Origin of the sequence: Bradyrhizobium sp. 187, from assembly GCF_023101005.1 — a bacterium.
GTDB lineage: Bacteria > Pseudomonadota > Alphaproteobacteria > Rhizobiales > Xanthobacteraceae > Bradyrhizobium > Bradyrhizobium canariense_D.
Map to the genome: position 1 here is coordinate 5,374,148 of NZ_CP064693.1, position 24,813 is coordinate 5,398,960.

General features: G+C 60.0%; 24 protein-coding genes and 3 pseudogenes. 12 read left to right on the forward strand and 15 right to left on the reverse strand.

Translation table 11 applies throughout. From position 1 onward, the window contains the following. Nucleotides 1–1,554 precede the first annotated feature (1,554 nt). On the reverse strand, nucleotides 1,555–1,998 hold the full coding sequence (locus IVB19_RS25985) for a DUF4399 domain-containing protein (protein WP_247821706.1): 444 nt from the start codon (nucleotides 1,996–1,998) through the stop codon (nucleotides 1,555–1,557). Beyond that, nucleotides 1,998–3,323, reverse strand: coding sequence for an SUMF1/EgtB/PvdO family nonheme iron enzyme (locus IVB19_RS25990; protein ID WP_247820049.1), 1,326 nt, complete (start codon nucleotides 3,321–3,323; stop codon nucleotides 1,998–2,000). The genes IVB19_RS25985 and IVB19_RS25990 overlap by 1 nt, the downstream gene beginning before the upstream one ends. Nucleotides 3,324–4,081: 758 nt before the next feature. Here IVB19_RS25990 and IVB19_RS25995 point away from each other — a divergent pair. Both IVB19_RS25995 and IVB19_RS26000 read left to right on the forward strand, forming a co-directional pair. Further along, nucleotides 4,082–4,357: pseudogene (locus IVB19_RS25995) on the forward strand (ATP-dependent DNA ligase); the annotation flags it as partial. 13 nt (nucleotides 4,358–4,370) lie between these two features. After that, a complete protein-coding gene (locus IVB19_RS26000; RefSeq protein ID WP_247820050.1) occupies nucleotides 4,371–4,739 on the forward strand; it encodes an ATP dependent DNA ligase in 369 nt (122 codons plus the stop codon). A gap of 328 nt (nucleotides 4,740–5,067) precedes the next feature. On the opposite strand, the gene IVB19_RS26005 is transcribed toward IVB19_RS26000, so the two are convergent. Continuing rightward, nucleotides 5,068–5,538: an ester cyclase gene (locus tag IVB19_RS26005; protein WP_247820051.1), complete on the reverse strand. Its 471-nt coding sequence runs from the start codon at nucleotides 5,536–5,538 to the stop codon at nucleotides 5,068–5,070. Nucleotides 5,539–5,927: 389 nt separating this feature from the next. Here IVB19_RS26005 and IVB19_RS26010 point away from each other — a divergent pair. After that, nucleotides 5,928–6,942: pseudogene (locus tag IVB19_RS26010) on the forward strand (IS110 family RNA-guided transposase). 444 nt (nucleotides 6,943–7,386) lie between these two features. Beyond that, nucleotides 7,387–7,744, forward strand: a pseudogene (locus IVB19_RS26015) (IS110 family transposase); the annotation flags it as partial. 295 nt (nucleotides 7,745–8,039) lie between these two features. Here IVB19_RS26015 and IVB19_RS26020 read toward each other — a convergent pair. From IVB19_RS26020 to tnpA, 8 genes are all read right to left on the reverse strand, one after another. Then, the gene (locus IVB19_RS26020) at nucleotides 8,040–8,204 is read right to left on the reverse strand and encodes a hypothetical protein (RefSeq protein WP_247820052.1); all 165 of its coding nucleotides are present in this window, start codon (nucleotides 8,202–8,204) and stop codon (nucleotides 8,040–8,042) included. Beyond that, entirely contained in the window at nucleotides 8,201–8,563 is a 363-nt protein-coding gene (locus IVB19_RS26025; RefSeq protein ID WP_247820053.1) for a hypothetical protein, read from the reverse strand. Before IVB19_RS26025 ends, IVB19_RS26020 begins: the two co-directional genes overlap by 4 nt. Before the next feature lie 656 nt (nucleotides 8,564–9,219). After that, entirely contained in the window at nucleotides 9,220–11,589 is a 2,370-nt protein-coding gene (locus IVB19_RS26030) for a hypothetical protein (RefSeq protein ID WP_247820054.1), read from the reverse strand. Between the two features lie 1,134 nt (nucleotides 11,590–12,723). Beyond that, on the reverse strand, nucleotides 12,724–13,011 hold the full coding sequence (locus tag IVB19_RS26040; protein ID WP_247820056.1) for a hypothetical protein: 288 nt from the start codon (nucleotides 13,009–13,011) through the stop codon (nucleotides 12,724–12,726). Beyond that, nucleotides 12,975–13,577 (reverse strand): plasmid pRiA4b ORF-3 family protein, encoded by a 603-nt coding sequence (locus IVB19_RS26045; RefSeq protein WP_247820057.1) that lies wholly within the window; start codon nucleotides 13,575–13,577, stop codon nucleotides 12,975–12,977. The genes IVB19_RS26040 and IVB19_RS26045 overlap by 37 nt, the downstream gene beginning before the upstream one ends. Then, nucleotides 13,574–15,139, reverse strand: a complete 1,566-nt coding sequence (gene tnpC, locus IVB19_RS26050; RefSeq protein ID WP_247820058.1) for an IS66 family transposase — start codon at nucleotides 15,137–15,139, stop codon at nucleotides 13,574–13,576. Before tnpC ends, IVB19_RS26045 begins: the two co-directional genes overlap by 4 nt. 51 nt (nucleotides 15,140–15,190) lie before the next feature. Further along, on the reverse strand, nucleotides 15,191–15,499 hold the full coding sequence (gene tnpB, locus IVB19_RS26055) for an IS66 family insertion sequence element accessory protein TnpB (protein WP_247820059.1): 309 nt from the start codon (nucleotides 15,497–15,499) through the stop codon (nucleotides 15,191–15,193). After that, complete coding sequence (gene tnpA / locus IVB19_RS26060; protein WP_247820060.1) at nucleotides 15,493–15,915, reverse strand: IS66-like element accessory protein TnpA; 423 nt, start codon at nucleotides 15,913–15,915, stop codon at nucleotides 15,493–15,495. Before tnpA ends, tnpB begins: the two co-directional genes overlap by 7 nt. A gap of 453 nt (nucleotides 15,916–16,368) precedes the next feature. Between tnpA and IVB19_RS26065 the strand changes: the two genes are divergently transcribed. From IVB19_RS26065 to IVB19_RS26075, 3 genes are all read left to right on the forward strand, one after another. Next, nucleotides 16,369–16,548 carry a hypothetical protein gene (locus IVB19_RS26065; RefSeq protein ID WP_247820061.1) on the forward strand — a complete coding sequence of 60 codons (180 nt, stop codon included), beginning with the start codon at nucleotides 16,369–16,371 and terminating at the stop codon, nucleotides 16,546–16,548. 655 nt (nucleotides 16,549–17,203) lie between these two features. After that, a complete protein-coding gene (locus IVB19_RS26070; protein WP_247820062.1) occupies nucleotides 17,204–17,398 on the forward strand; it encodes a hypothetical protein in 195 nt (64 codons plus the stop codon). 92 nt (nucleotides 17,399–17,490) lie between these two features. Then, entirely contained in the window at nucleotides 17,491–17,727 is a 237-nt protein-coding gene (locus IVB19_RS26075) for a hypothetical protein (protein WP_247820063.1), read from the forward strand. 906 nt (nucleotides 17,728–18,633) lie between these two features. On the opposite strand, the gene IVB19_RS26080 is transcribed toward IVB19_RS26075, so the two are convergent. Continuing rightward, on the reverse strand, nucleotides 18,634–18,825 hold the full coding sequence (locus IVB19_RS26080) for a hypothetical protein (RefSeq protein ID WP_247820064.1): 192 nt from the start codon (nucleotides 18,823–18,825) through the stop codon (nucleotides 18,634–18,636). A 798-nt stretch (nucleotides 18,826–19,623) separates the two neighbouring features. Between IVB19_RS26080 and IVB19_RS26085 the strand changes: the two genes are divergently transcribed. Both IVB19_RS26085 and IVB19_RS26090 read left to right on the forward strand, forming a co-directional pair. Then, nucleotides 19,624–19,863 carry a hypothetical protein gene (locus tag IVB19_RS26085; RefSeq protein ID WP_247820065.1) on the forward strand — a complete coding sequence of 80 codons (240 nt, stop codon included), beginning with the start codon at nucleotides 19,624–19,626 and terminating at the stop codon, nucleotides 19,861–19,863. Between the two features lie 2 nt (nucleotides 19,864–19,865). Further along, nucleotides 19,866–20,087: a hypothetical protein gene (locus IVB19_RS26090; protein WP_247820066.1), complete on the forward strand. Its 222-nt coding sequence runs from the start codon at nucleotides 19,866–19,868 to the stop codon at nucleotides 20,085–20,087. Between the two features lie 462 nt (nucleotides 20,088–20,549). Here the strand turns inward: IVB19_RS26090 and IVB19_RS26095 are convergent, their stop codons facing one another. Together IVB19_RS26095 and IVB19_RS26100 are read right to left on the reverse strand one after the other, a co-directional pair. Further along, nucleotides 20,550–20,972 (reverse strand): hypothetical protein, encoded by a 423-nt coding sequence (locus IVB19_RS26095; protein ID WP_247820067.1) that lies wholly within the window; start codon nucleotides 20,970–20,972, stop codon nucleotides 20,550–20,552. Nucleotides 20,973–20,991: 19 nt separating this feature from the next. Continuing rightward, nucleotides 20,992–21,213, reverse strand: a complete 222-nt coding sequence (locus tag IVB19_RS26100; RefSeq protein WP_247820068.1) for a hypothetical protein — start codon at nucleotides 21,211–21,213, stop codon at nucleotides 20,992–20,994. A 1,544-nt stretch (nucleotides 21,214–22,757) separates the two neighbouring features. On the opposite strand from IVB19_RS26100, the gene IVB19_RS26105 reads away from it, so the two are divergent. Further along, a complete protein-coding gene (locus tag IVB19_RS26105) occupies nucleotides 22,758–22,946 on the forward strand; it encodes a hypothetical protein (RefSeq protein ID WP_247820069.1) in 189 nt (62 codons plus the stop codon). A 129-nt stretch (nucleotides 22,947–23,075) separates the two neighbouring features. Here IVB19_RS26105 and IVB19_RS26110 read toward each other — a convergent pair whose 3' ends face one another. Next, a complete protein-coding gene (locus IVB19_RS26110) occupies nucleotides 23,076–23,381 on the reverse strand; it encodes a hypothetical protein (RefSeq protein ID WP_247820070.1) in 306 nt (101 codons plus the stop codon). A gap of 42 nt (nucleotides 23,382–23,423) precedes the next feature. Here IVB19_RS26110 and IVB19_RS26115 point away from each other — a divergent pair, with 42 nt between their 5' ends. Then, nucleotides 23,424–23,612 (forward strand): hypothetical protein, encoded by a 189-nt coding sequence (locus IVB19_RS26115; RefSeq protein WP_247820071.1) that lies wholly within the window; start codon nucleotides 23,424–23,426, stop codon nucleotides 23,610–23,612. 92 nt (nucleotides 23,613–23,704) lie between these two features. Next, entirely contained in the window at nucleotides 23,705–23,893 is a 189-nt protein-coding gene (locus IVB19_RS26120; protein WP_247820072.1) for a hypothetical protein, read from the forward strand. The last annotated feature ends 920 nt before the right edge of the window (nucleotides 23,894–24,813 follow it).

Genomic DNA, 24,813 nt, shown 5'->3' on the forward strand with positions numbered 1-24,813 from the left:
AAATATGCCTTAGCTTTGCATGTCTGCAGGCCGACGGCTACGAATCTACGGTTGCGCTGCTGCCAGCCCCAGGCGACGACTTGGTGGAGCACTCGACCCATCCCTCGGCTTGCTGCTTCTGAACCTGATCTTCGACGTACAAGAGCACCGTGCGCCGTGTGCCTTGGTCGGCTAGCTTTTGAAATGCCCTGATCAAGCGCAGTATCTATAGATCTTCGACACTGTTCGACATGGCGAAAACCTCATTGGAAAAACTTGGCAAGCAATGGGAAACTATGGTGGAACGCTGAACTTCGTCGCAGGTCAAGGTTTTCCGGTCGTGCCGCCGACGCCGCGGAGCGGCCCCGGTCTTCACACCCAGCCCCCGAAGCCGCGGCCGTCACTCCGCCCTCAACTTTTCCGAGCCCCAAAGAAATTTTTAGTTTGCGACCTGCACGATGACCTTTGATGTCGGCATGCTCCCGCCCGTGCGCATCCGTAAGCACAAAGCTGTGCCCCAAACCGGCAGCTACGAAGTCTGCTTCGCCGATGGCCAGCCGAGCGTCTATTTCTACTGGGATGATATCCCGGGACGGCGGCTCGCGCCGAACCTGTTGACCGGGGCAGAAGCGCTTGAGCAGGCCCGGGCACTCGCAAGAGCGGAGCTCGCCCATATCGGGAGACATGATCGGCCAACCACGTTCGTGTCGTCCACTATTCGTTGTTTTACAACCGCGTCCCACAACCTAGCACTCGCACAGGGTGTTCGGCACGGTGAACACCAGACTGGGCCGCCGCCAGATTCAAGTCGAGCAACAAGGGGTTAAAGCCGGCTAGCACCCATCATGCCTGCCAGAAGAACGTTACGGCAACCGAGAACGCGCCCGCAAGCGTGAACCGGCGGGGCTGCCCTCCCACCCTCGGCACGAAGCCATTTCGCACTCCTGGCGAAATCTTCTTGAAACATACCAGGTCGAAGCTGGCCGCATCAAATACGGGGATGCCACATGCTAGTCCTGATGAACCTGATTTGGCGTCGGCTTGCCTACACAATGCTGATCGGTATGCGCTCTAGGCTCGTCCGGCAGTAAGGGTGAAGGCGGCTTTCGTCAGGAGGCCACCACGATGCCTAAAGAGATCGTTATAGCGCTCTGGTCCTTGGCAGCTGCCTGCGTAGTCGCATTCAGTGTGGCAGCTCTGGTTGCGCCTCACTAGAAGCGACACAGACCCGCGAGCGTGAATCTCGGCAGAAGTGGGCCCGACCGGGGCTGCCTGCTATCTCAGTGCAGCGCCCCTCTCGCGCAAAATTGTTCCCGTTCTCGGAACCAAATGCCCGTCACTTGGATTTCGGTTCCCGCGAAATTCGTTTGCAACGGGGCCTAGTTGGAGCAGAATTTTGTCACCGGGGCTGGCTGCATATTTTACATTCTGAGCGTCTGAGCGGCGGCATGAATTGCTACGGCCATATACTACAACTCGGTGGCTTCCGGCCGGCTCGCACTTTTCCGCCTTTAGATCACATCGGATCGCCTTGATTGAGAACCTGGCATTGCCGGGCCTTAGGTCTGCGACGTGTTACTTCGCTGTCGCCGGCTGTCTGACGCGGACGGTGATCTTCTCGGACACGATGGGCGGCTCGAATGGATAGTGCTTGGCATCGCCCGGCACGAGTTGAAGCGTGTGCATCCCGGGCGGAAGCTCGAGCAACGTTTCGGTCTGTCCTGCCCCGAAATGCAGATGTGACTTGTCCTGCAGGATCGGCTCCTTGGGATCGATGGGGTCGTTGACGTCGACCAGCAAATGATGGTGACCGGCGTTCTGATGCTCGTCGCCGGCATGGGTCACTCCCATGTTGCGCAAGCCGAACCGGACCGAGAATCCGCAGCGGACCCTCTGCCCGTCATGCGGGGTGATGAAATAGAGCTTTGCGTCTTTGGGAGCTGTCTTGCCTTGCGAAAAGGCTGCAGCCGGGAGCAATGCGAGCGCCGCCGCCAGCGCGACGCAACGACGGATCAGTATCAGACCAACTCCAACGGGTTCGGCTTGAAGCTGCCGACTTTCGCTGGCTGCTCGGCCGCGAGATCACCGCAATCCTTGCAACCGGCCATGCCCGGCTGCAGCTTGTCGCCCCACCAATATCTGGTCTGCGTTCCGCCCCGCGCGGCATATTCCCATTCGGCTTCGCTCGGAAGCCGATACGTCTTCTTCGTCGCCTTGGCGAGATAGGCCGCATATTGCTGCGCGTCGGTCCAGCTCACATTGCTGACCGGCGCATCGTCCTTGCCGATGGCGGTGAAGCTGCACGCCTTTGCAGCGGCGCACTCGTTCCATTCCTGCACGGTCACGGGATATTTGCCGATCGAGAACGGCTTCACCGTCACCTGATGGACGGGACGCTCGGTCGGGTCGTCGTTGCTTCCCATCGCAAAGCTGCCGCCGCGAATGGCGACCATCTCGGGTTCGCGGACGGGAATCGGCGATTGACTTACCGATTGACTCGTCGATTGACTTGGCGCCGGAGCGGGCGATGGAGATGATGAAGCCGACGAGGGAGAAGGCTGCGGCGTCTGCGGCGCCGCTTCGCGCGGCGGAGGCTGCGGGCTCGGCGATGCGGCAGGAGAAGCGGGAGTGACGGCGGCCTGCTCGCCCACCCTGCCCGGCGCCTGAGCCAGAAGATACCACAGCACGCCGGCGGCCATCACCGACAGCGTGATACCCAGGAGAAAGATCAGGGCATTCTCGCGCCGCCCCCGCGTCCTGCCGACCGCGTCTGCATCCGGCAGCACTTTATAAACGCGCACGGGATCGGTGATGTTCTTGACCTTGCGGTCCCCGAGCGACTCGTAACCGCACACGACCTTGTGCTTGATCTGCTCGTAGATCGCGCCGGAGATAAAGACCTGGCCTGGCTCGGCGATGCCCTCGATACGCGTGGCGATATTGACGCCGTCGCCGTAGACGTCGTCAGGCTCCACGATGACGTCACCGAGATTGACGCCAATCCGGTACTCGATCCGGGTGTTCTTCGGAAGCGAGGCGTTGCGGCCGATGAGATTCTGCTGGATGACGATGCTGCATCGGACGGCCTCGACCGGACTGTCGAAAATCGCGATGAAGCCATCGCCCGTCGTCTTCACCAGACTTCCGTTGTGCTCGACGATGCTGGGCTGGATGAGATCCCGCTCGATCCGCTTGACGCGGACGTGCGTGCCCTCTTCGTCGGCCTGCATCAGGCGGCTGTAGGAAGCGATGTCACCGACAATGATGGCCGCGAGGCGACGAGGCATAGGGCCGTGCGAAGGCGGCTCGTCATTCCCGGATCTGAAGTTGCGAATTTCGCCCATAGCGGGACCCACAAAACTGCAAGGCGACCCAGCATACGACCCGTCAAAAGGATCATCCGCGACGATATCACATCGATGAACGCAGACAACATCGAAGCACTCGTGCATCGCCTTGCCGATCGAAATGCCATCCCAGATCACCTGCTGGTCGTTGGACGCGGTCGCCGCCGATGCCCCTCGTGCGTAGGGATGGGGCTTAAGGCGCGGCGACCAGAGCGCGCCGATCCCCGACCTTCACATACCTGCGACAATCGACTCCATGGCTTTTGACGTTCGGCGTCATCTCCGCGGTCAATCAGTGGTGCAAGCAAACTGCCGCTAGGCCGGCCTGCGTTATCGGCATCGATCTCTTGTCAGGTGTGGCGCACCGCAGCCCGCGTAACCGAGAACGGATTATCGCGTCGCGTTCGCTTACTGTTCGGCTTTATTCTTAAAAACACAACCCGAAAGCACTGATCCGTTGTATTGCCCTGCGCGGAACACGCTGCCGATCTCGAAGTTAGGAGTCTCGTGACTAAGAAGGTAGACTGCCCCGCCGTCGGCTCCCAACGCCGGCGGCGGGCTTTTTGTGAGTAGCGTTAGTGCCAAAGCGTACCCGAGCACCGGCCAAGAAGCCGCGAGCTTCCATGCCGGGCTTCATCAGCCCCAGCTGGCGACGATGAAAGCTCCTTCGGGGGCTCAGTGGATTCACGAAGTCAAATACGACGGCTACCGCATCCATCTTCAACATCGAAGGGCAAGCCATTGTCGATGGTGAGGTGGTCGTCATTCACCAGGGACGAACCAACTTCTCCGAACTCCAGGCGGACCTCGGCAGAGGCGACCAGGATCGGCTGGTTTACTTCACCTTCGATCTCCTCTGGCTGGACGGCAAGGACCTTCGCAGAATGGCTCAGCTTGCCCGCAAGGAGCTTCTAAAGGAGTTTATCGAGGCCAACGAGGTGGAGAGGCCCATCCTGTACAGCGAGCACCATGAAGGGGACGGGCAGGCGCTGTTCGAGGCTGCCAGCAAGCTGAACTACGAGGGTATCGTCTCGAAGCGGGTTGATGCACCGTATCGGTCGGAGCGGGTTGAGGCCTGGCAGAAGATCAAGACGGTGCACCGCGAAAAAATTCCCTGTTGTTGGTTTCGTCAAGGACCCGTCCGGCGTCGCCGCGCTCTACCTCGGCAAGCAGGAGGGCAAAGAGCTGCGGTATATGGGGAAGGTCGGCACGGGCTGGAGCCGGACGAAGTCGGCGGAGATCCGCAAGGCCCTGGATACCGTCGTCAGCCCAAAGCAGAAGCCCACAAAGCCCATCAAGAAGCCGAAGGCCACGTGGGTCGATCCGAAGTTCTACGCCGACATCGAATGCCGCGACATCACCTCGGAAGGCCTGCTGCGGGCTAGTTCGTTTAAAGGCCTCTCGAAGAAATAACCCAGGTTTAAACTCCAGTGATTTCTTCCGTAGTCTGCGGCTGATGGAGGAACGGCAGCGCGGCGAATGCCGTTGGCCATGCTGACGACAGTGTCCCTCCTAGACTTGCCTCCGCCACTGGCGGAGGCCTTTTCCTGTAGATAGGAACTAAGCTTCCCGCGGGTATGTTCTTCGCTCAAGCGGAGACGAACGTTTGTCACCGCCGGTCGGATAGCGAGTCTATGCCCCGACGCCCAGCGCCATAGTTGCGCTGATGCTGCCCGAAATCATAACATTGGCAAAGCCGCCCCGAATTCCGGCCAGACCGCCGCTGATGGTTGCGCCGGCACTATTGGTCGATGTCACGCCTACCGTGCGCCTTGATAAGTCCAAGCTGTGTCAAGGCCGCCACACCATCGTCAAGGCCGATCTCCTCGACAATCTTGCCATCCTTGAGCTTCAGGACGGTCGTACCGGTGAACTTCATGTTGCGCCCTGTGTTCGCAGGCAGTGATCCCGCCAAAAAGTCGCCGAAGGCCGGCCCGGTGTGCGTGCCACCACCTTCCCAGCGTCCAACGACGTAATCGCCTTCCGCGATCAGGTCAGCGGCACCCCAGAAGTTGAGGTCCGGAAACGCCTTTCGAAAGTCGGTCATGAAGGCTTTAATGTCCTCGCGGCCGCGACGAGGTTCGTGAAGCGAATACTGCAACAGCATGTCCGGCGCTGCGAGTTCGTCTACGATGTTCAGGTTGCAGGTCGCGCCCCAAAAGTCTGTAAACCAGCGACCCACGATCGCCTTGTTGTCACTTTCCTTCGACATGTAGCTAATCCTCTGTTTGTGTTTTCAGTTCGAGTGGACGCCTTGGAGACGGGATCGGGGCCGGCTTGGACCATGCCGTCGGGACGGATGTGCAGCCCAGACTGAGGATCAATCGCCAGCCGTTCGAACAGCTCTCGAAGTTCTGGTCGGAGGCCATCTCCACAAAGAGCTGCGATAGAGTGAAACTTGTGCATGTCGTGCTCCTATGTGCGCCCGCCCACGATAGGATTTCACTCAGATCGATCCACCCGATTTCCGACCGGCCGCTGCGCCAACACAGGTCGGCTAGACTGTATGTCCCCTCCATAAAATGAGGCGACTCACCCTCGATATTGCGACGAGGGTTGCCTGGATGGACCGGGCAGAGCCTCAAACAAGGAGGGCGAGTCGTGGGTCATCATACCGAGGTCTTTGTCGGAATCGATACGTCAAAATCGCGCAATGCAATAGCCATTGCCGATGGCGGCCGTGGCGGCGAGGTACGATATCTCGGGGAGTTTTCTGCCACGGAGGCAGCGATCCGAAAGTGCCTGGTGGTGGCCCCCTCGCTCGTTCCGAAGAAGGCCGGCGATCGAGTGAAGACGAACCGGCGCGATGCGGGTAAGCCTCGCAAGCTGTTGCGCGCGGGCGAGCTCACCGCGGTGTGGGTACCGGACGAGCGCCATGAGGCCATGCGCGATCTCTCGCGGGCCCGTCAGGCAGTGAAGAAGGACCTCCAGGGCAAGCGTCAACAGATCTCGTCATTGATGCTGCGGCTGGGACGCATCTATCCGGGCAAGACAACGTGGGGGCCAGCCCACATGAGATGGCTGATGTCGCAGAAGCTCGAGCATCGCGAGCAGCGCATCGCATTCGAAGAGCTACTTGAGGGGATACGCCAGGAAAGTGAGCGGATGGAGCGTTTGGAAGATGCCATCCGCGAGGTAGTACCCGAGTGGTCGCTTGCCGAGGTTGTCGCGGCCCTGCAGGCGATGCGGGGGATTGATCTCATTGCGGCTGTGGGGGTGCTGGCCGAGATCGGTGATCTCTCCCGCTTTCAAAATCCGCGCGAGCTGATGGGCTATCTGGGTTTGGTGCCCACGGAAAACTCGACTGGCGACAAAGTCAGGCCAGGCGGCATCACCAAAGCCGGTAATGGGCGGGCGCGACGTATTCTTGTGGAGACGGCCTGGAGCTATCGATATCCGCCGCGCGTGAGCCGAGACAAGCAGCCAAAGGTGGAGGCGGCACCGAGACGCGCGCGCGAGATTGCGTGGAAAGCGCAAACCAGATTGTGCGGACGCTTCCGCTCACTCGAGCGGAAGGGCAAGCGGCGAACCGTAAATCGTCACGGCGATTGCCCGAGAGCTATCCGCCTTCATTTGGGCAATCAATCGCGAGCTCATGCCACCTCGACAGGCGTAGCGTCGTTGCGGGCTGTGGACCGCTCGAGTCGTGAGGTGCGCTCGACCGGCCCACAGCCCCCTTTATTGCAATCAGGATCAGGGGTAGTCGCAGACATCAATCGTGCAGAGTTGAAGGTGGGACCACGGCAGGGGAAATCCTGAAACCCATTATGTGGCCGATCATCCGATCGACGCCCGACGCTAGACCAGGGACAGCCCCAGACGAAAAAACGGAAATGCGGTATCCAACCCGCGCATCAGAGCGCTGTTCACCGACGTCTTTGGGTTCCACCTTCTCCTCTGCACGATCTATCGGTGCAAAAGCTTCACGATAAGCCTCGTGGAGATGGGAAACCGTGCGTTGTGTGCTTGACTGGGGACATCAGAATGGAATGGTCCGGCCGTGCTCCGGCCCTGCCGGTACGAGAAGCTGGCAAGGGGCGCCCAAGACAAGGAGCACGCCATGTCTCAGAAACTCGACACGTCGCCCGCCGTCATCGGCATCGATATCGGCAAGAACTCGTTCCACATCATTGGCCAGAATCAGCGCGGCGGCATCGTGCTGCGGCAGAGGTGGTCGCACGGCCAGGTGGAAACGCGGCTCACCAACCTGCCACCGTGTTTGATCGGCATGGAGGCCTGCGTCGGCGCGCATCACCTCAGTCGCAAGCTGCAAATGCTTGGCCACGACGCCCCGGTTGATGCCGGCGAAATACGTGCGCCCCTATTCGAAGGGACAGAAGAATGACTTCCGAGATGCGGAAGCCATCGCCGAGGCGGTCCAACGCCCGACCATGAAGTTCGTCGCAACCAGGCCTGCGCTCCCTGCGGTCCGAGTTGCCGGGTACCCGCCGAGGTCTGCGAGAGGAATGAGACAACGATGGAGGATCGGTCTTCCCGGCGCATGCGAACACTGGTGACCCGAATGGCCCGTTCGCTGGCGGCGTCTGGGTCGGCTCGCTTCCAGATGTCCCCATGATGAGCATGTGCGGAAGCATGCCCGAATTCGGATCAGCTGCTATGTACTAGGGTAAGTCTCCGAAGGCCTGCGGGATGGTTCTCGCACACCCACTGGATGCCGTCACAGCGGGAGAGCGTGCCGCGTCCGATCCTCCGTCAATGAGTTGCGGGCTCTTCCTCGATCTCCTGCCCGTGCAGATGGTCGAGCACATCGCCGAGGTCGCGCATATCGAGCATCTTGCCGCAGATCGTGCAGCGGATGAAGTGGTCACGCTCGCTTTGCGGCGGAGGGCCTTGCGGCTTGCCCTCTCGGAACATCATGCGGCGCCCTGCAGCGGCACCGCGAGCTGCACATCAAACCGCCTGGTGGCGTTGGCGGCGATGAAGTCTTGCAGGGCGGTCGAGATTTCGCCATCGCTGTCGACCGCGCGCTGCGCCAACGCGGCGGCGACGTCGGAGGTGGCGTCGCGCGACCATCCTTCACCCGCATTGAAGCACACGATTCGGACTGGATAGACGTACTGGCCGGAGAGCAGGCCTTGCAGCACCGCTTCGAGGTCGGTGTCGGCTTCATCCGTCTCGCGCCAGGCGCAGCCGGCACGCGCGCCGAAATCTTCAAGGACCAGGTAGATGTCGCGGTCGAGGCGATCGGTCGGCACGATCGACGGGGACTGACGCATACGCAACTCTCTTGAAAAGGACCGAGATTCAATTTGAGAAGGGCAGAGTCGTTCCCGGAACACGGCACCGTCTCGCGCGATTAGCAGACGAGAGGGAAACGGTGTGTCGGACGCGAACCGGTTTAAGAACAGGGCGGAGCAATGCCGACGGCTGGCTGCAGAGACGGACAACGAAGGCGACAGAATGGCTTGGCTCCGTCTCGCAGCCGAATGGGACAAACGCGCAGATGACGCGGCTCAGAGGCGCGGGATCTTCGAGCGATACGATTAGATCTTCCGAGCAGGTTGGCGCATCACCGTCGGGCGGAAGAGTCCAGCGAGACTAGAGTTGGCCCTCGCCCCCGAATTGCAGATCGAGCTCCCATCTGACTTCGTGCGCGCCAATGATATCCCGCTCTATGTTTACAGGGCGGAGACTACGACTGGCTGTTCGGCGTCACGCCACCCTACCTGGCCCAGGAAAAGCGCCAGGATACGTTGGCAATCTGGTCATCGAGTTGACAGAAAGGCACGTCGATCGTGCCGGCCTGCCGGCCTGTGCGAAGCGCATGGTTGCCGCCTTCAACAAAGAAAATCCTATGCGGGCCTATGGAGATATTCACTCTCCGCTGCCTCTCGACGCGCTAGCTTATCTCGACCATGTCTCGCGGTGGAGATTATTTCGGAGGGCCTCTGGGCGTGAACTGAGAAGACCCTGATGGAGGCCCGCCGGTTACCGCTAACGATGATAATGCCGCGTTCGGCGAGCGAGCCGCCGATGCCATCGGGCGCGGTGGCGGTGATTTCGTGGCGGCCCTCGCCCAGCTGCGCAACGAGTTCGCGGCCGAAGCCGAGTTCCCCGTCGAGGCTGGAGGTCCAACGTATTTCCTGCGGTGCGGGTGCGCCGCGACCGCGGCTGTCGACAAAGGCGCGGAGCGCCACCGGCCCCGGTTTGATGCCCCAGCTATCGCCAGGTAGATCGAGGTGCAGCTTGCGGCGGCAAGGTGCCAGCTCGAAAGGCTCGGTATCGGCATGGGCCGCGCGCAACCCGGCGGTGGCGATGGCACGGAAGCGGCAGCGTTCTCCGCCGGGCAAGCGATCGGCATCGACCGGCACCTCGCCGTTGGGCGGATCGAAGGTGACTGGCTGCCAGGTCGCTCCGTCATGGCCGCTGAACAGCACGACAACCGAGACGGGTGCGGATGTACTACCGTCACCGGAATTCTCAGGCGGGAGGGTGCTTGGGTTTGCAGCTGGACGGCAAGGCTGCCGTCGCGGCGTTCGGGGCCGGCAATCTCAACCCGCGGTGCACCACCCGCTTCGAGCCGGGCGAATGGTTCTCCCCCGCGATGAAAGGACAAGGCGGCCACCTCGTCGCCGGGTAATTCGATTGCCTCGTGCATTTCAAGATAGGGCTCGCGTTCCGGCGACACCATCTCGGCGCTACAGCCGCAGCCGCAACTACCGCCATGGGCCGGCACATAAAAGCAATGATGGGTGACGAGGATCTTGCCACTGCCATCTAGGAGATCGATGGAGAGCGGTGACATCGTTGCGCCAATATGCTTGGGCGGTGGGCCGGCCGCACTGACGAGGTGCGCCTGGCGAATTTCCACGCGCCGCGTATTGCGAACACCACGATGCAGCCTGATGCCAACCACAAGAATGGAGCGAACATGCTGCGGATCGGCGCTTACAAAGGCATGCGAATCCCAGCCATCGAGAATCTTTTGGTAGGTGTAGGGCGAGATCCATTGGTTCTGCCCGTATGACATTAGATCGTCGGATGTCGCAGGATCGAATAGCGTCGGCGGTGAAGTACCGGTGTCGATGCCAACCTCGCCGATCGACTTAGTGTCGCCGCCGTAGTTCGGATAGTTGGCATCGCTGCTGGCATCGCCAGCCACCGCGACATGCGGACGACCATACTGATGGCCTAGCTCATGGGCGAAGCTGGTGTTGAAGCCGATAATGCAGCCGGCAGAACCGATGCTGCAGCCGCTGTTGACGCTGCCGCCCGCCGCTGGAACAACCGCGTTCGGCACCATGCCAAAGACGATGTCGCCCAAGCCGAAGAGCGCGGTGAAGATTTTGGTGACGGCGAGCGAGCTGAGAAGACTTTGCCAAGCAAGATTGCAGCCGCCCGAAGCCGCCGAGGGAGCGGCGAAAGCGCCGCTGCGGTTCTCTTCCAGACCAAGGATGGTGGTCTCAAGATAAGGAAAAGGCAGCATGCGTTCGGCAAGACTGGTGGTAGCCAGCATGCTGGCATCGCTCGGCTTGGTGACGTTGCCGGCCCCGTCGGTCCAGTTCACCCGCACCAACGAGACGCGAGGCGCCGGGACTGCTAGAAAGGTGACCACCGACGAGGTAGTCGCGTGATAGCTGGACATGGGACCGTCGTCGGCCCGCCAGAGACGCACCGAGATGGTAGTGCGGCTGCCCCGACAATAATATGCGGGTACGATGAAGTTGAGCGAGGAATTGAGAACGAACCTTCGTAGCGCCGCCAATGACGAGCTCGGAACGAGACCGGAGAAATCTTCATCCCACAAAGTGCGATCCAGCGATTGCTGCGGTCCCACCCTGCCGCCTTCGGCGCGCGTTGGGTCGGTGCGATAGGCGACGCGATCGCCACGAGCGAGAATGAGCTCGCCAGTGACGCGGCTGCCGGTTAAGCTATCGGAGAAGAGACCGGCATGGGCCACAGGATAGACTCTCGCGACTAAAGTCTTCAGCGCAACAAGCGGTACAGAATTGTCGTCGCCGAACGTCGTGCCTGCCGCGCCGCTATACTGGATGGATTGGGTGAGCTCCATGCCGGCGATGCCGAGACGGGCCCGCGGCAGCGCATCCGCGCCTGAGTTGTGAGGCCCGTCAAAAGGAAGGTTCGGACGCTCGGGATCGATCTCGCCAAAAGGACCGCCCGAACCGGGGATGCCGGGCGTTGGAACGCCGATCGGGCGAAGACCGCCGGGTGAGCGCTGGCTAAGTCGCTGGACAATTGCATCGGCCAGCGCATCGAAATTGGAGTTCTCGGGATTTGGCATCCGGGCGGCTCCTCAAAATAGAGGCCGGGAGTTCCGGGCATGAAAGATTACTGATTTCGTGATGCGCGAAGACTATGTACTCATCAAAGAAACGAAAACGGGACCCTTCGTTAGGGCGGTTCTATGTTGCCGCCACCTCGCTTCTCAATTTCCATCACGTCGTTCAAGGACGGGACTTCAGTCGGCGTTGGGAACGGCAATCCGCTTGCTAATCTGACAACCTGTCGCCCTAGTTGCGGCGCCGCAGTACTCGTGCCCGTCAGTCGAAATACGCTACCGCTCCTTGTGCCTCCGGCACGCATACCCTCAAGCGCGCAGGATTCGTCGCAAGGCAGTACGTTATCGGGACCAACCCGGTAACCACGACGCGCGGGACCCGCCGATAAGGATCGCCCGCTAGGGATGCAAGGATCATTCAACAGGCTGATGCACTCAATGATAATGGCGCCGACATCTTTGCTCTCATTCGAGCTGCGGTGCCATTTGGTCTTCCTGCGCAGATCCGACAGGACACCATTTCGGCAATGGCGCGCTGCATCGGCTCTAGGTCCAAATAAATGCGCCGCCGGGCAAACAATACCTCCCGCGGCGATGGGTTTAGTCCAGCCCCGAGAGGGATCAACAAAGTCCCGGATCCGAACAGAAGCGCGCGAAGTTTCAGTGCACTCTCCGGGCATTGCAATTCGAGGGGTCGCCGGTTCACGCTGGCGGGTCTAATCAGAATGTTTCGGGCGCCTAAGTTCGTTCCGCCGTTGGAACTGAACGTAGGTTTTCTGGTTTTGGAGTCGTTATTAACGGCCGGAGGAAAGCGCCATGACGGAGCGCCGAGTGAAGCAGGCCTACTCTCTTGAGGAACGATTGGCCGAACTGGCAACAAGGTACAAGGAGCAGGCCAGCGCATTGCCGGCAGGCGCGGAACGCGAGGCACTTCTTAGGAAAGCACGGTTAGCTAATACTGGCGCGCACATCAGCGATTGGCTGATCTCTCCCGGCCTACAGTCTCCGAAGTAAGCCATCGTACTCAGTGCCCCCTTTCCGTTTTGTGCCGACCCTTGAGATAAATCAAGGGATTAGGTCCGCCGTGAACACGTGGCGAACGCTAGCGTATCTCCGGACGGAACGAGCCGCATCGGTCTATTTTGCTTTGTCGCTATCGCCCAGCTTGCCCAAGGCATCCACCATATAGCCAGACTTCCGGAGCGCCCGCTCGCTATCAGCCAGGGTCCGGTAACTCCGTTCCATCGTTTCAAGATGGTGGCGCGTGAAGGCTTCCTTGGCCGTTTTCAGCACCTTCCGGTATCGCTCCGCCAGTTTGAGATATTCGTCTCGGGTCATCGTTGGAAAGTAAGCGTAGCTCTGCGGCCCTTTTGAATGGCGCTTGACGTCTATTTTGAGCGCGTGACGCGGCGCGGCGGCTTCCATGTGTCGGACAACGCGTCGACGGCGGCCTCGAGGGCCTTCCGGTCGATCACGTTGGGATCGAACCGCTCTGGGCCCCAGCGGCGCATATGTTCGTGCTCCGGATGAGCAGGGTCGCTGATGGCGTCGAGGTATTCGGCATAGCCTGGCGCACCGCCGACGTCTTCCGGAGGACAACGACCGGCGGCCTCGAGCAGGAAGGGCATGCCCTCCGTCGTGGTGTTGTCGAACCATTTTTCGAGCTTGATCACATGGTCCCAGCTGTCGCCGAAGTCATAGAGATAGTGGATCGTCTTGGCGCCGGTCTCTCGAACGATATCGCAAAGCCGCGCTTTACGGGCATCCATGGGCTGGTGGCCGTAATCATTGTCGGGGTCGGGAATCCCCCAATGTGCCTCACCAGCGAAGAACTCGAAGAGATGGCTATTCGTCCAGCCAAACGCCGCCTGAAGCGTCAGATGCAGCCGATCAAGGCGCAGCGTGAGCGGCACGACAAGGCATCGCATCGCCTCCGGTTTCACGTCCTTGAGGGTCACCTTGATCCGCACCGCGGTCGTGCTGAGGCTCATGCGGCAAGCCTCGGATCTTGTGCATGCATCGTATAGGTGGATGCCCAGGGAAGCAGTTCGTCCAGCCGTGCCGCCGGCCAGCCATTGACGAGCTTTGCGAGAACGTCGGCAAGCCAATACTCGGCGCTGACGCCGTTGAGCTTACAGGTCTCAATGAGCGACGCCAGCAATGCCCAATTCTCAGCACCCTCGTCACACCCGGCGAACAGGGCGTTCTTGGCATTGAGCTTGATCGGCCGCATCGCACGCTCGACTGCGTTGGTGTCCATTTCGATGCGCCCGTCATCAAGGTAGAGCGTCAAGCCGTCCCAATGACGCAGTGCATAGCGTAAAGCTTTCGCCGTCTCACTCTTCTGCGCGAGGTGACCAAGCTTCGCCTCAAACCACTGCTTCAAGGCTGCAGCCAACGGCCGGGCATGCGCCTGCCGGCCCGCGCGGCGCTCGGCGTCAGATCGGCCACGGAGGACTTTCTCGACCGCGTAGAGCTGGGCGATGCGCTCGAGGGCCTCGCGGGCAACCGGCGCCGGCGCCGGCGAAGCCTCGCGCTCGATCTTCACAAACTGGCGCCGGAGATGCGACCAGCAGAATGCGAGCGTCCCGGACAAGGCGTCCGCACGCGTCTCTCGCATCATGGTCTTGTAAGCCTGATAGCCGTCGCAGTGGATGATGCCGCGATAGCCTTCGAGCAGTCGCAAGCCATGAACGGCGCCGCGGCCTGGTGCATAGGCATAGACCACGCCGGGCGGATCAGGCCCGGCCCAAGGCCTGTCATCGCGCGACAGCGCCCAGAAGTAGCCGGTTTTGGTCCTGCCGCGCCCGGGATCCAGCACCGGCGCCGGGGTCTCATCGACACAGAGCTTCGGAGAGGCGAGCAGAAGCTGGCGCAGACGATGCCACAAGGGCTTCAATTCCTGGGCCGCATAGCCGACCCAGAAGGCGAGCGTGGAACGGTCGATGGCAATACCGTGCGTCGCCAGCATCTGCGTCTGGCGGTAAAGCGGCAAATGCCAATGATACTTGGCATCGATCACATGCGCGACGAGCCGCTCGGTCGGCAGTCCTCCCCTGATCAATCGCTCGGGAGCAGCATGCTGGAGGACGACGCCGTGACAGGCGCGGCAGGCCAGTTTGGGGCGGCGGGTGACGATAACGCGATACTGCGCCGGTACGACGTCCAGCCTCTGGCTCTCATCGTGACCGATCTCAAAAAGGTCGCCTGCGCAGCATGGGCAGCAGGTTGCAGCGGGCATCAGGTCCTCGATGATGCGCGGCAAATGCTCCGGCAGCTTGCCACGATTGGCCCTGCGCTCGGCAGCTCTCTTCTCGCGTGTTTTGGGATTGGCGCGGTCCTCGGCTGCTTCGAGAGCCGCGACAGCCTGATCGATATCCTCCAGAACAAGCTGGAGCTGATCACCGTCAAGCTTTTCCGACGATCGACCGAACTGCGCGTCTTTTGCAAGCTTGAGCAACCGCTCGAGCCTGGCGCAGCGATCCAGCAGAGCCGCGGCAAAGGCACGCAACTCGGCTGGATCGCTCGGCAGTTCATCAGGCAAATCACTCATTGGTCCGAGTCTGCCATGCTTCGCGCCCCGATGCAGCGAAGATTTTATGTCCTACGCAAGCGCTTTCGGCTGCGGGATTCGAGGCGCATGCATGCGTGTCCAATCCATGCCGGCCAGAAGCGCGGACAACTGCGCGGCGTTCATTCGCATGACGCCGTCAACGACCGGCGGCCACTTGAAGGCGCTGCCCTCAAGCCGCTTCCAATCAGCGCGCTTCGCACGGAAGACCACCGCCACGCCCTTCATCGGATCGTGGCCCAGCGTCTCCTTCGCCAACAGCGCCAGACCATCCGCGCCCTTCCTGAAGTCTACAGGTCGGGTCGCAACGTAAATCATGAGGCCAGCGGGAGCCGTCAGCATGAACGTGTCCGGCGCAACGCAACAAACACATCACTCAGCACGGCAAGTCCAGGCGTCCCTCGCACCTCAACTCGTGCCCCCTGGAGCTCAACCGTCACAACGGCTGCTTCCGGCGATCCGGAGGGAGCTGCAGCCGCCGATGGCGACGATTCCGACACCAACGGCACAAACGACAGTGCACCCGCCGCAGCTGGCAGCACCAATTGACCCAAACGCGCCCGGCGCCGCCAGTCATGCACCTGCTGGGGCCGGCAGCCATGGCGACGTGCGACATCTGTTACAACCGCGCCCGGCTCAAGGCTTTCCGCGACAATCTGCGCCTTCAAATCATCTGGCCACTGTTTCCGGCCGCCGCCGGCGTACACTTCTATGCGCGGTGACAACGGTCGTCTTATGTCGTCCGAATGGTCGTCCATTGTGAGCACCCTTGCAGAAGATGACACGGCGCTCACAGGTCTACGCACAAACAATCTGGTGGGCCTCGCAGCCCCGCTTACGTTGGAAACCGTTGGAACAAGTGTACACTATGGCACTTAGAGTCGCTCAATGGCTTGGTGATAGTAGTGGACCACGATTTTAAGAACGAAGTGTTTTCGAGCTTTGACCCTAGCCCGGTGAAGCCCTGCGGCGAGTGTGGCAGAAAGCCCCTCTCCGTGTTGAAAATGCTAAACCCGCAAAACGGTAAAACAGTTCGCATGTTCAAGTGCCAGTGCGGTGAGCAGACGTGGACCGAGACCAAAGAGTAAGGCCGCCTCGGTGGCCCGCCAACTGACCGCTCGCTCTAGCTGCTCCGTCGCAAATCACAATCGCCTGATTTGACTTCAGCGGCCCGCCGCCCGGATAATCGTTCCGTTTATGGAACGAATGTCATGGACTACCGCGCTTACGTCCTCAACGAGGAGGGCCATATCATCGGCGTGCACAAGCTGAATTGCGCGGATGACGATGAGGCTAAACAGCAGGCAGCCAAGTTGCTCGACGGCCACGATTTGGAAGTCTGGCAGCACGCACGCCGAGTGGCCATTTTGAAGCGCCACACAAGACATTAAGGCCGCCGCAGTTGCGGCGTCTTTCGTTGGCCGGTTCACGCTGGCCAGCCTAGCACACCGCACCGATCGGCCGGAACAGCGCGGCATCGGCCGCATTGATCGCGATGAGCGAAGCTGATTTTGCAAGATACGTCCGGCAAGCGCAGGAGTGCCTAGAAGAGGCTGGGAGGGCCACGCGCGCGGTCTTCGCCGGATGCTTACCCTTCGGTGCCAAATCGGATCGGACTTCCCATTGCAGTCACCCTAAACCGTTCGCACCCCGGGGTTCGGCCGCACTAAAGATCAATCGTTTGGCAATCACCTACATGTCGACCCGTAAATTCAATACCGATACGTTCTGCCTGAACGCCAGATTAGGCGGCAGCGGACGCTGACCAACCTCTACAACGAACGCCCGACATGGCTGGCTAATGCGCATGCCGACCTAGACGCGGCGGATGCCGCCGCTTGCGGCTGCCCCGCCGAAATTTCGGAAGAAGAGGCGCTTGCGCGTCTGTTCGCCTTAAACTAAGTGCGAGCCGCAACGCAGGCGTAGAAGGGTTCGCAACCGCAGCATCGATGAATGTTGCTTCACATCAGTCTTCCGATAATCTGCCCGCATTAGCGCCGATCATTTCAGCACCTTGGGAGATTGCCATTTACCAACGAGACAGCCGTGTACGTCCGCATTGATCCGATGAACGGCGGCGCGGAATGGGCCGGCCGCATGGGTACGCGCAATGCCATAGCCAGAGACGGCCTTACGATCGACCCCACATCGCTTGCCTATTGCCCGCACGAATGGCTGAACGAAAGCGGCTATGTCGACCTTGAACGGGTGCAGTCGTCGCCGTGGCTCTTTACCCTCTGATCCCCAGAGGAGGGCCACGTTCGCCAATACACGGTCCGGTGACTTCTATTTCAGGCCATCCTCACCAGCGATTTTCGAGAGAGACAATTGCGATGAAGCCCAGGAAGAGCGCGGACGAACTTGTCGCGATTATCATGCAGGAAGTCCGCAAGCGGCCAGATTGCAGCCAAGTGCTTGATGTGATGATCCTGCCGAACATCGACGGGGCGCCAGATCACCCTAACTGGAAAGCCGGCTTTACGGCCGATGGCCCAAGCACTGCACCCGCAGAGGCCTATCAAATTTCCCGAGAGTTATCGGCGCAATTCGATTGGGATGAATGCCGTTAGCTGCCGCAGACTTCACGTTATTGGATCAGCGCCAAGGAAGTCGTAGCGATGGACAAACCTCTTCCGGAAGCGGCGGTGCGGCGTCTGCTAGGCCGTCTCGCAAGAGGACGGCGGCCCGCCCGGCCGCCTTGGACAACGCCTCACGCGACCGACAGCAACCCGAACCGCGAATTCGCGCGAAAGGATCAGGCAGCGGTTTGGTTCTTCGTCTTCTTGCCTATTTTCATGCTGCTCTACGCGATTGTTGAGAAGATGCATGTGAGGTGAGAGCTAGACTGAAAGATGCGGTGAACCGCCTCAAAGAAAAACCCGCCAGCCGCGTAGGGCTGACGGGTTCTCGATTGCCCATGCGTCCCGCGGTACTCGTCACCAAATCCGCGATGGCAAATCGTACGGCCATAAGGATTGAGGTTAGGTTACCGCTCATAAAGACGATATCGCAGGCCCGTCCGCGCCGCGTTATTGCCCGATAAACATCCAGAGCCCGCCCGAATTGGTTAACGGGTTGTTAATCGGCGCTCGGCAGGCTTGCGGTCAGCGCTGCCGATTAGCCCCCCAGCCACGGTGGCGCGAGCGATGGCCGGCGGCAGTGATGCTCGCCGGCCATTTCGTTTGGTGACCGCCGCTCGCAAACGCCGCGGCGGATCCCCAGAGGCGGGGCGTGTGGACGCGTCGGTCATGAGGCCAACGCTTACTGCCCACGACCGCCACAATCCGTTCTGTCAAGCCAGAACGTCGGGAAAAGTCTTTCCAAAGAAGGGCAAGTCCTTTCCAACAAACAGGAACGGACTACGGACGAAAGACGAACCTAAGTGATCAATCCAGTACTTTCTGCCCGCGATCCTGAACGCGCGCGTTGCGCATGCTTGGACCAAAGATCGCGTCGTCGAATCCCGCCGAGTTTGATCAAGCTGTCCAGTTTAGCGCTTGTCGAACCTTCGCACGCTGGGACAGAACGGTTTGAAGTCCGGTGATGATCAACTTGTTCAGTGTCTGGCAATCGCTGTGCGACAGATAAGGAAGCTGGCGCGAACTCTTCCACTGCTGAATGGCGGCGGTGACCGCGGCGCGCAATTCGTCATCAGTCGGGCTGGTCATCGTGGACCTCAACGCGATCATCTACAGCTTGGCATCTATTGAAGCGGATGCAATTAAACCTTCGATGTACCGGTTGAGGGGTACTTCAGCACGGGCGAACAGACGATGCGATCGGGTCGCTACCTTCATTCTGCTGCGGATGTGATCTTGCGACCTTAGAGATCGATCGCCGCCGCTCGATCACTCTGGTAACTGAGCAAAGAACTTCCCACTCATTCTACTCGCCCGTCCCCGCTGTTTTTGAAAGCGCTGCAAGCGAGCGTAAACCGCTTGGCGGGTGCGGCGTAGCCGTTCGCCGACCTCTTCAGCTGTGGCACCTGCGCCAAAGAGCGAGAGCAATTCCGCCTCTTCCTCCGGCAACCACGGACGCGTCGATGTGCGATTGTTCATTATTCGCGATGCCTGCAATGCCTAAATGCGGGGCGGCGCTGGCGGCCGCGGCGGGTCGGGAAAGCGAGCTGGCCGCTCTGAGCGAGGCGGCGCCGGCAAGCGGCTAGGCTCAGGCGCGCGATTACCGCGCGTCATCCACGCTGCTAGACGAGCGTAGCTTCGCCTGAGAGCCGGAACGAACCAAGCAGATGCGTCCTCGTGATCCATGCCGCAGAACAATATCCATGAACCATTTAGAAAAGATTGCCGGCTATTCCCGATCGGTAACTGATCGTAAACGATGCGATGGCAACAAACGGCCATGGAAACCGAACGCCCGATTGAAGCGATCTGGTCAAGACATCGGTCGGCAGGAAAAGCGCAAGCCGCTTTTTAATCAGTATCACCGGCAAATGCTCGATCCTCTTCGTGACCGCGATTGGGTGCCCTCTTCGAAGCTTCCCGATCACCCCGGAACAACGCTCGCTCTTTTACGCAACGGATGGATGGAGCGACGGTCAAAAGGTGCTAGCCCAGCTGCAAGCCGTGTCGGGCATCAACCCAGAAAACGCGGTCAAAGCAATCCAAAAGGAATTGGCGGTGATCGAAGCCGGCCTCGAAGAACTTAAACCTCCGCCCGGTTCGCTGCCTGAGAACGAGCGGAACTAGCGATGCGCGTTAACAAGATCAATTGGGACAAGATCGGCCGCATGACCGAGCCCGGCCGATACAAATGCTTCTTCGGCTATCTAACCGTCACGTCAGACGACATCGAAGTGTGGACGCGATATCCCAACGCGACGTTCACTTTGATCACGCAAATGGGGGACGCGCAGTCGGTGGGTGAAGAATATCGTCTAGGCGCATTCGATATCGGCGATCCTCAACAGTAGGACCGCTGGCCGTCCTCGCCTGCGGCACCGCGTCGACAGATCGTTGCCGACAAGAGGGTCGCGATCGGCGCTTTCCCCCGGGTCGTGAACGGATGATCCTCATTCTGCCCACCTCATCCCCGCAGCCCCCAGAGCACGAGACAAGAGCTGGCCAGCATCAGCGTCCCTGTTGAACCGCTTCCTCGTGAAGATTGCTTTTCTCTCAGAGCCAAAAGATGCGGCGCACGCTCGACATCTTCAGTCTGAATTCGCTCGGATGCTGCGAACTGTTGACGAAATCGTCTCACGAGGCCGATCCACGAAGCCGCGGGCGCAAGTAACACTAACGCACGAACGTTCTTGCGCCGATCCGGCTCAGCGCAGATGCTGGATGCAGTCGCGAAGTCGTCATCGTTTCGCGTGTCGGCGCATTCGCGGCGACGGGTCGCCGTCCCCCGGTCGGCGACCCCGCCCATGGGCGACCTAGTAAGCACGCCGCACTACTCGGGGCAGAGATGGCAGTCTCAGAGAAAACCGGTGGGCAAGCGCGAGCACCGCGCCTTCGTCTGTTTCGAGCGCGATCTTCTGGGCGAGCATCACATCGCCAGCCGCCAGAGGACGTTCGGCAACGAAACACCAGCCGATCACGGGCTGCCCTGATGCGTCCAGTTCTACAACATTGCTCAGGGTACCATATTGAACTCGATATCGTCTGCCGGTGTGAGAACCCGTGACTTCGAAATAGTTGTTGGCATCGAATTGCGCGCGCTGCTCTGGAGATAACCAATCCCGCAGCAGACGCCGCGAACGCGCTTCCGGGCCATTTTGCTCGGTGAAGCTCCGATAAAGCTCACGGAGGGCCCGGAAGCGCGTTCTGTTAGCGTCGCTGCGTCTGAACGGAAACATTGTCGCATCGCGATATAGCTTAGCCGCCGACGAGACGCGGATAGAATAGTGTATCATCTGCGCTGGGATCAAACGACCGCGTGACCTTCAATTCACTGCCCGCCTTTCGCGTCGCGGCCGTAAACCCCTGATCAGTGAGCTGCTTAAATCGCCGTTCAGCCTCGGCGAGCCCCTTCGGATCGGTTTGCTCAAAGAAATGTCTGCTGTCGCCTGTGTGGTCCATCACAATCTGGGTAGCCATGGAAGAGAACTCCGCAATGCCTAGGGCTCTGATGAAGGAAAGAAACCTCGCAGCACTAAAAAGTGTTCCTAAGTTCGGCATGACTGGCAGTTCTTCTGCGACGCTCGAACTCGACAAATACCTGATCGGCCGCCACCTAACGCCGGCACAGATCGGCGCGGTCGATCCGCCGCGACCCGCCCCCGTGCCAATGCGTAAGGCGCCGATCTCGACCGTTTCACGACGTCGCGTACCAGCCGTCAGGAAATGGAATGAGCGGCCAGTGCGTGTTTGCGGAGTTGTCGTTCGCGGCGGCGGGTTTGCTCGCAGGTGTAGGATCGGAGGAGCAGTCCTCCACCTCAGCCACCGCAGCGTCACTCGCCGGGCTGCGCGCGGCGCACCTCAAATCGATTTGCATGAACAAAGCTCCCCACCGGAAGCGCAGTTAAATTTTCAGAGTTCAAAAGTCGATCAAAACTTAATCACCCGACAAGATATCGGGTCGCCCTGGTTAGCGATAGGAGCGCGGCTCTGACCTAGTTGGTGAGCAGCGCTATCAGGCGTTGCCGCGCGGCCAACACTCATCCCCCCATTGAACGAAGACGGCGCGTCACAGTCGGGCTTGTTGAGCAGGCAAACGCCCAAGCCTAGGCGCTGCTACCTCCGGTGTGCGGCTGACGTCCGGCGAAGGCACAAGGAGCCAACGGGCGCCGATGTAAGACTGTCGCCGGATGACCCCCGTTTAAGGTCGCGCTTCTTCCACAATGGCCCAAGTCCGCAGGTTGGTGCGGCTTCGATATTTGGGTGTCGCCGTGGACACGGTATTCGCGATCGAAAAACGCGCGCACAGCGCGCGTATATCGCCCGCCATAAGGCCGTCGATTTGGGGAAGCCGCGACCTTCTCATCCCAATGTCGGAGTTAGGACCGCGTTGAAGGCGCCACCTCGACGCGGTCCGCCACCGGTCAGTCACCGGTTCGCGTCCATTCTGCTTAGCGATCTTCAGTAAGGTCAGCGATCTAACGCATCAACGACCAGCGGGGCGGCCGAGATGGCTGCTGTCCGCCCCTGTCCCTGAGGGAGTGAACGCTAGACCTGCCTCCTATGTGGGCAGGTAGCCTCACGTTTCGGCGAACGATCATATTCGCGCCGTGCTAGCTTTCGGCATTCCCTCACGGTTCGCGGAGGAAGCGGACCGGCACATTGTTTTTGTGTTGGAGGCATTCGTGAAGAACTCGCCCCGTCTCCTTTTTGCTCAGCGGTTGAACGAACTCCATTCTCAGCTCTCAGAATTCGAAGTGCTTCGAGCTCGGATCAAAGAAGCGGAACGGCGCGCCAGCGGTGCACCGACGCGACGATCAACGCCGAAAACCCGAAGTCTCGCGGAGATCGATATCTGTCCTGACACTCGGAACCCGGCGCGCGCCGCTACCAAGCGGCAGACTTCCTGAAGGGCGCGACCGGCGCCCTGATGGAGTGGACTGATTCACCTATGAAAATGCTGGAACTGGAGAGGACTGCGACGATCCGGCCATTCCAATCGTCCAAGTATTGCAGGTCGCTCCATGATTTCAGCCGATCAGTCGAACGAGAACACCGTGATGCCTACGCAGTTGCCGATCGCGGGCAATTGGCACCTCCCCGAGTGGATTTTGGGAGCGAGCTTTTTCCTCAGCATCATGCTGGCGATGGCGGGATGGCTCTACGTGCTGGGCACGCTTTCCATCAAAGTTGTCTATTGGCTGGCTTCCTAGCAGCTTCGCTGCCACGCGCCCATTGCCGTAAAGATTACGATTAAAATTCAACCGAAATTTTAGACTGTCCTTCAGCGGACTTCCGGTACGCTGTTTGAGCATTCATCAGTGGAGGCACTCATGAGATATCTACCGGACCATGGCCTGCCCCTCGTTCAACTCAAAGAGCGACGCCGCGAGATGGTTGTGGCGCTGCAGAGCCGCATCGGCCCGATCGGGGACGATGAGCTTCAGAAGATTGCAGCCATCCAGCAGACAATCTCTGCCTTCGAAGATGTCATCGCAGATCTCGACGCGGAATGTCTCGATCGGGCAGCTTGAGGCGAGCCAATCAGGCTTGCGCACAGCCCAGATCTCGATGAAAATCATTCGCCGCCGGTCGAGGTATTGGGTGGCCGCCCCACCTTTTATTAGGGCCTTGGCTAAAGCCGCCATCATCTCCCAAGATTGCGGCGGTTTGATTCAGTGATCCTATCCATGGAAGACGACTACTACTTTGTTTGGGTACTCGACCGGGCCGGCATTGCACGCCCACAGATCTGGGCCGGAGATCAGTTCGACCGCCCGGATTGGCAGTTGGCTCATGTCCTTAGCAAACGTCTGTTAAACGCGGCGGAGCGCACATTGCCGCTAGATCGTCTTGCTGCGCTGTATCCGGCTTCCTGAAGGGGGTGAGCTGACCAGCCATTGCCGGATTTCCAACTTGACCTCTTTTTCTGCGCCGTGCGATTTATGAAGGTATCCCGAGAAGGCAGCCGATGAAGCTTTTGACCGAGTACTTACAACGTGCCGTGAGCCTCGAGAAACTAGCGGCAGGCGAACAGGATTCGACGTTTAAAACCCAACTGTTGAACCAGGCTTGCGCTTATCGAAAGCTAGCGGCAAAGCGCGCCCTGGAATACGGCCTGCCGCCACCAAGCCCGCCAGAAGATCCGCCGCTCCCTTGAACAAGGGAGTGGACGGTAACCTTGCTGCCTTACGTTAATTCCAGCGCCTGCTTGCAGCTCGCCTGCACTCCGCACCAGTATCGTCTGCGCCAAACGTCTGACCGTTCTCGGCCAGAATTTTCAGGATTGGCAAGGGCCGCCAGTGGATACTGGCTGGAAAGCTGGCGGCCCACATGCTTGAAGAGAGTGGACATGGGCGGTTGAGCGGCGGAGGCCATTTGACGCTCTTGTTGCGTTGATGACGATCCGCTTAGCGTCGGCTCAGAGAAGGGCCAAAAATTAGCGAAGCTCTTCGGTCAGGAAGCTTCTGCTGCGCCCTATAAGTCGCAACAGCAAGATGATCTCGACACTTGAGTTGCCGACCTCTACACCCCGTGGCGACCTCGTAGTACCCGGTCACCTTTACCAAATGCCCAATACTGAGCGATGCAAAGTACCGAGCGATACATGACATTGGACGCAATTCGCGGCATCGCCGCGCTCTGCGTTGTCTGGCTCCATTGGGCAGTTCCCATTGGCATATACAAGCCGCCTGCAGCAGGCCCAGCCGTGGATCGCTGCCAGCGGCTGTCGTTACCCGATAGGCCGTTCGGCGCTGTGTTCGCACACGTCCACCGGTAATAGGAGTAGAGCCCTCGCGAGGACAACGGGATTTCAAATGCCTTGATTTCCCCTGCTGTCCAGGTGAGCCCGCTCACTGAAAAGATTTGCGTGAAAGCCAGTCCGTCGTTCGACCCTTCCGATCCTTAGAGCTTGCGAGGAGGTTGAGGTAAAAATCATCGATTGCGGCGCGTAAAGATCATCGATCTGCTCACCGCTTCAGCGCCCAGCGATCTTCGCCCGAACCCGCGCTTCAATCCCGTCAGCAAGTCGCGCCAAATATTCTTCGGTCATCAGCTGAAGGCGTTCGTTGGGCGCGC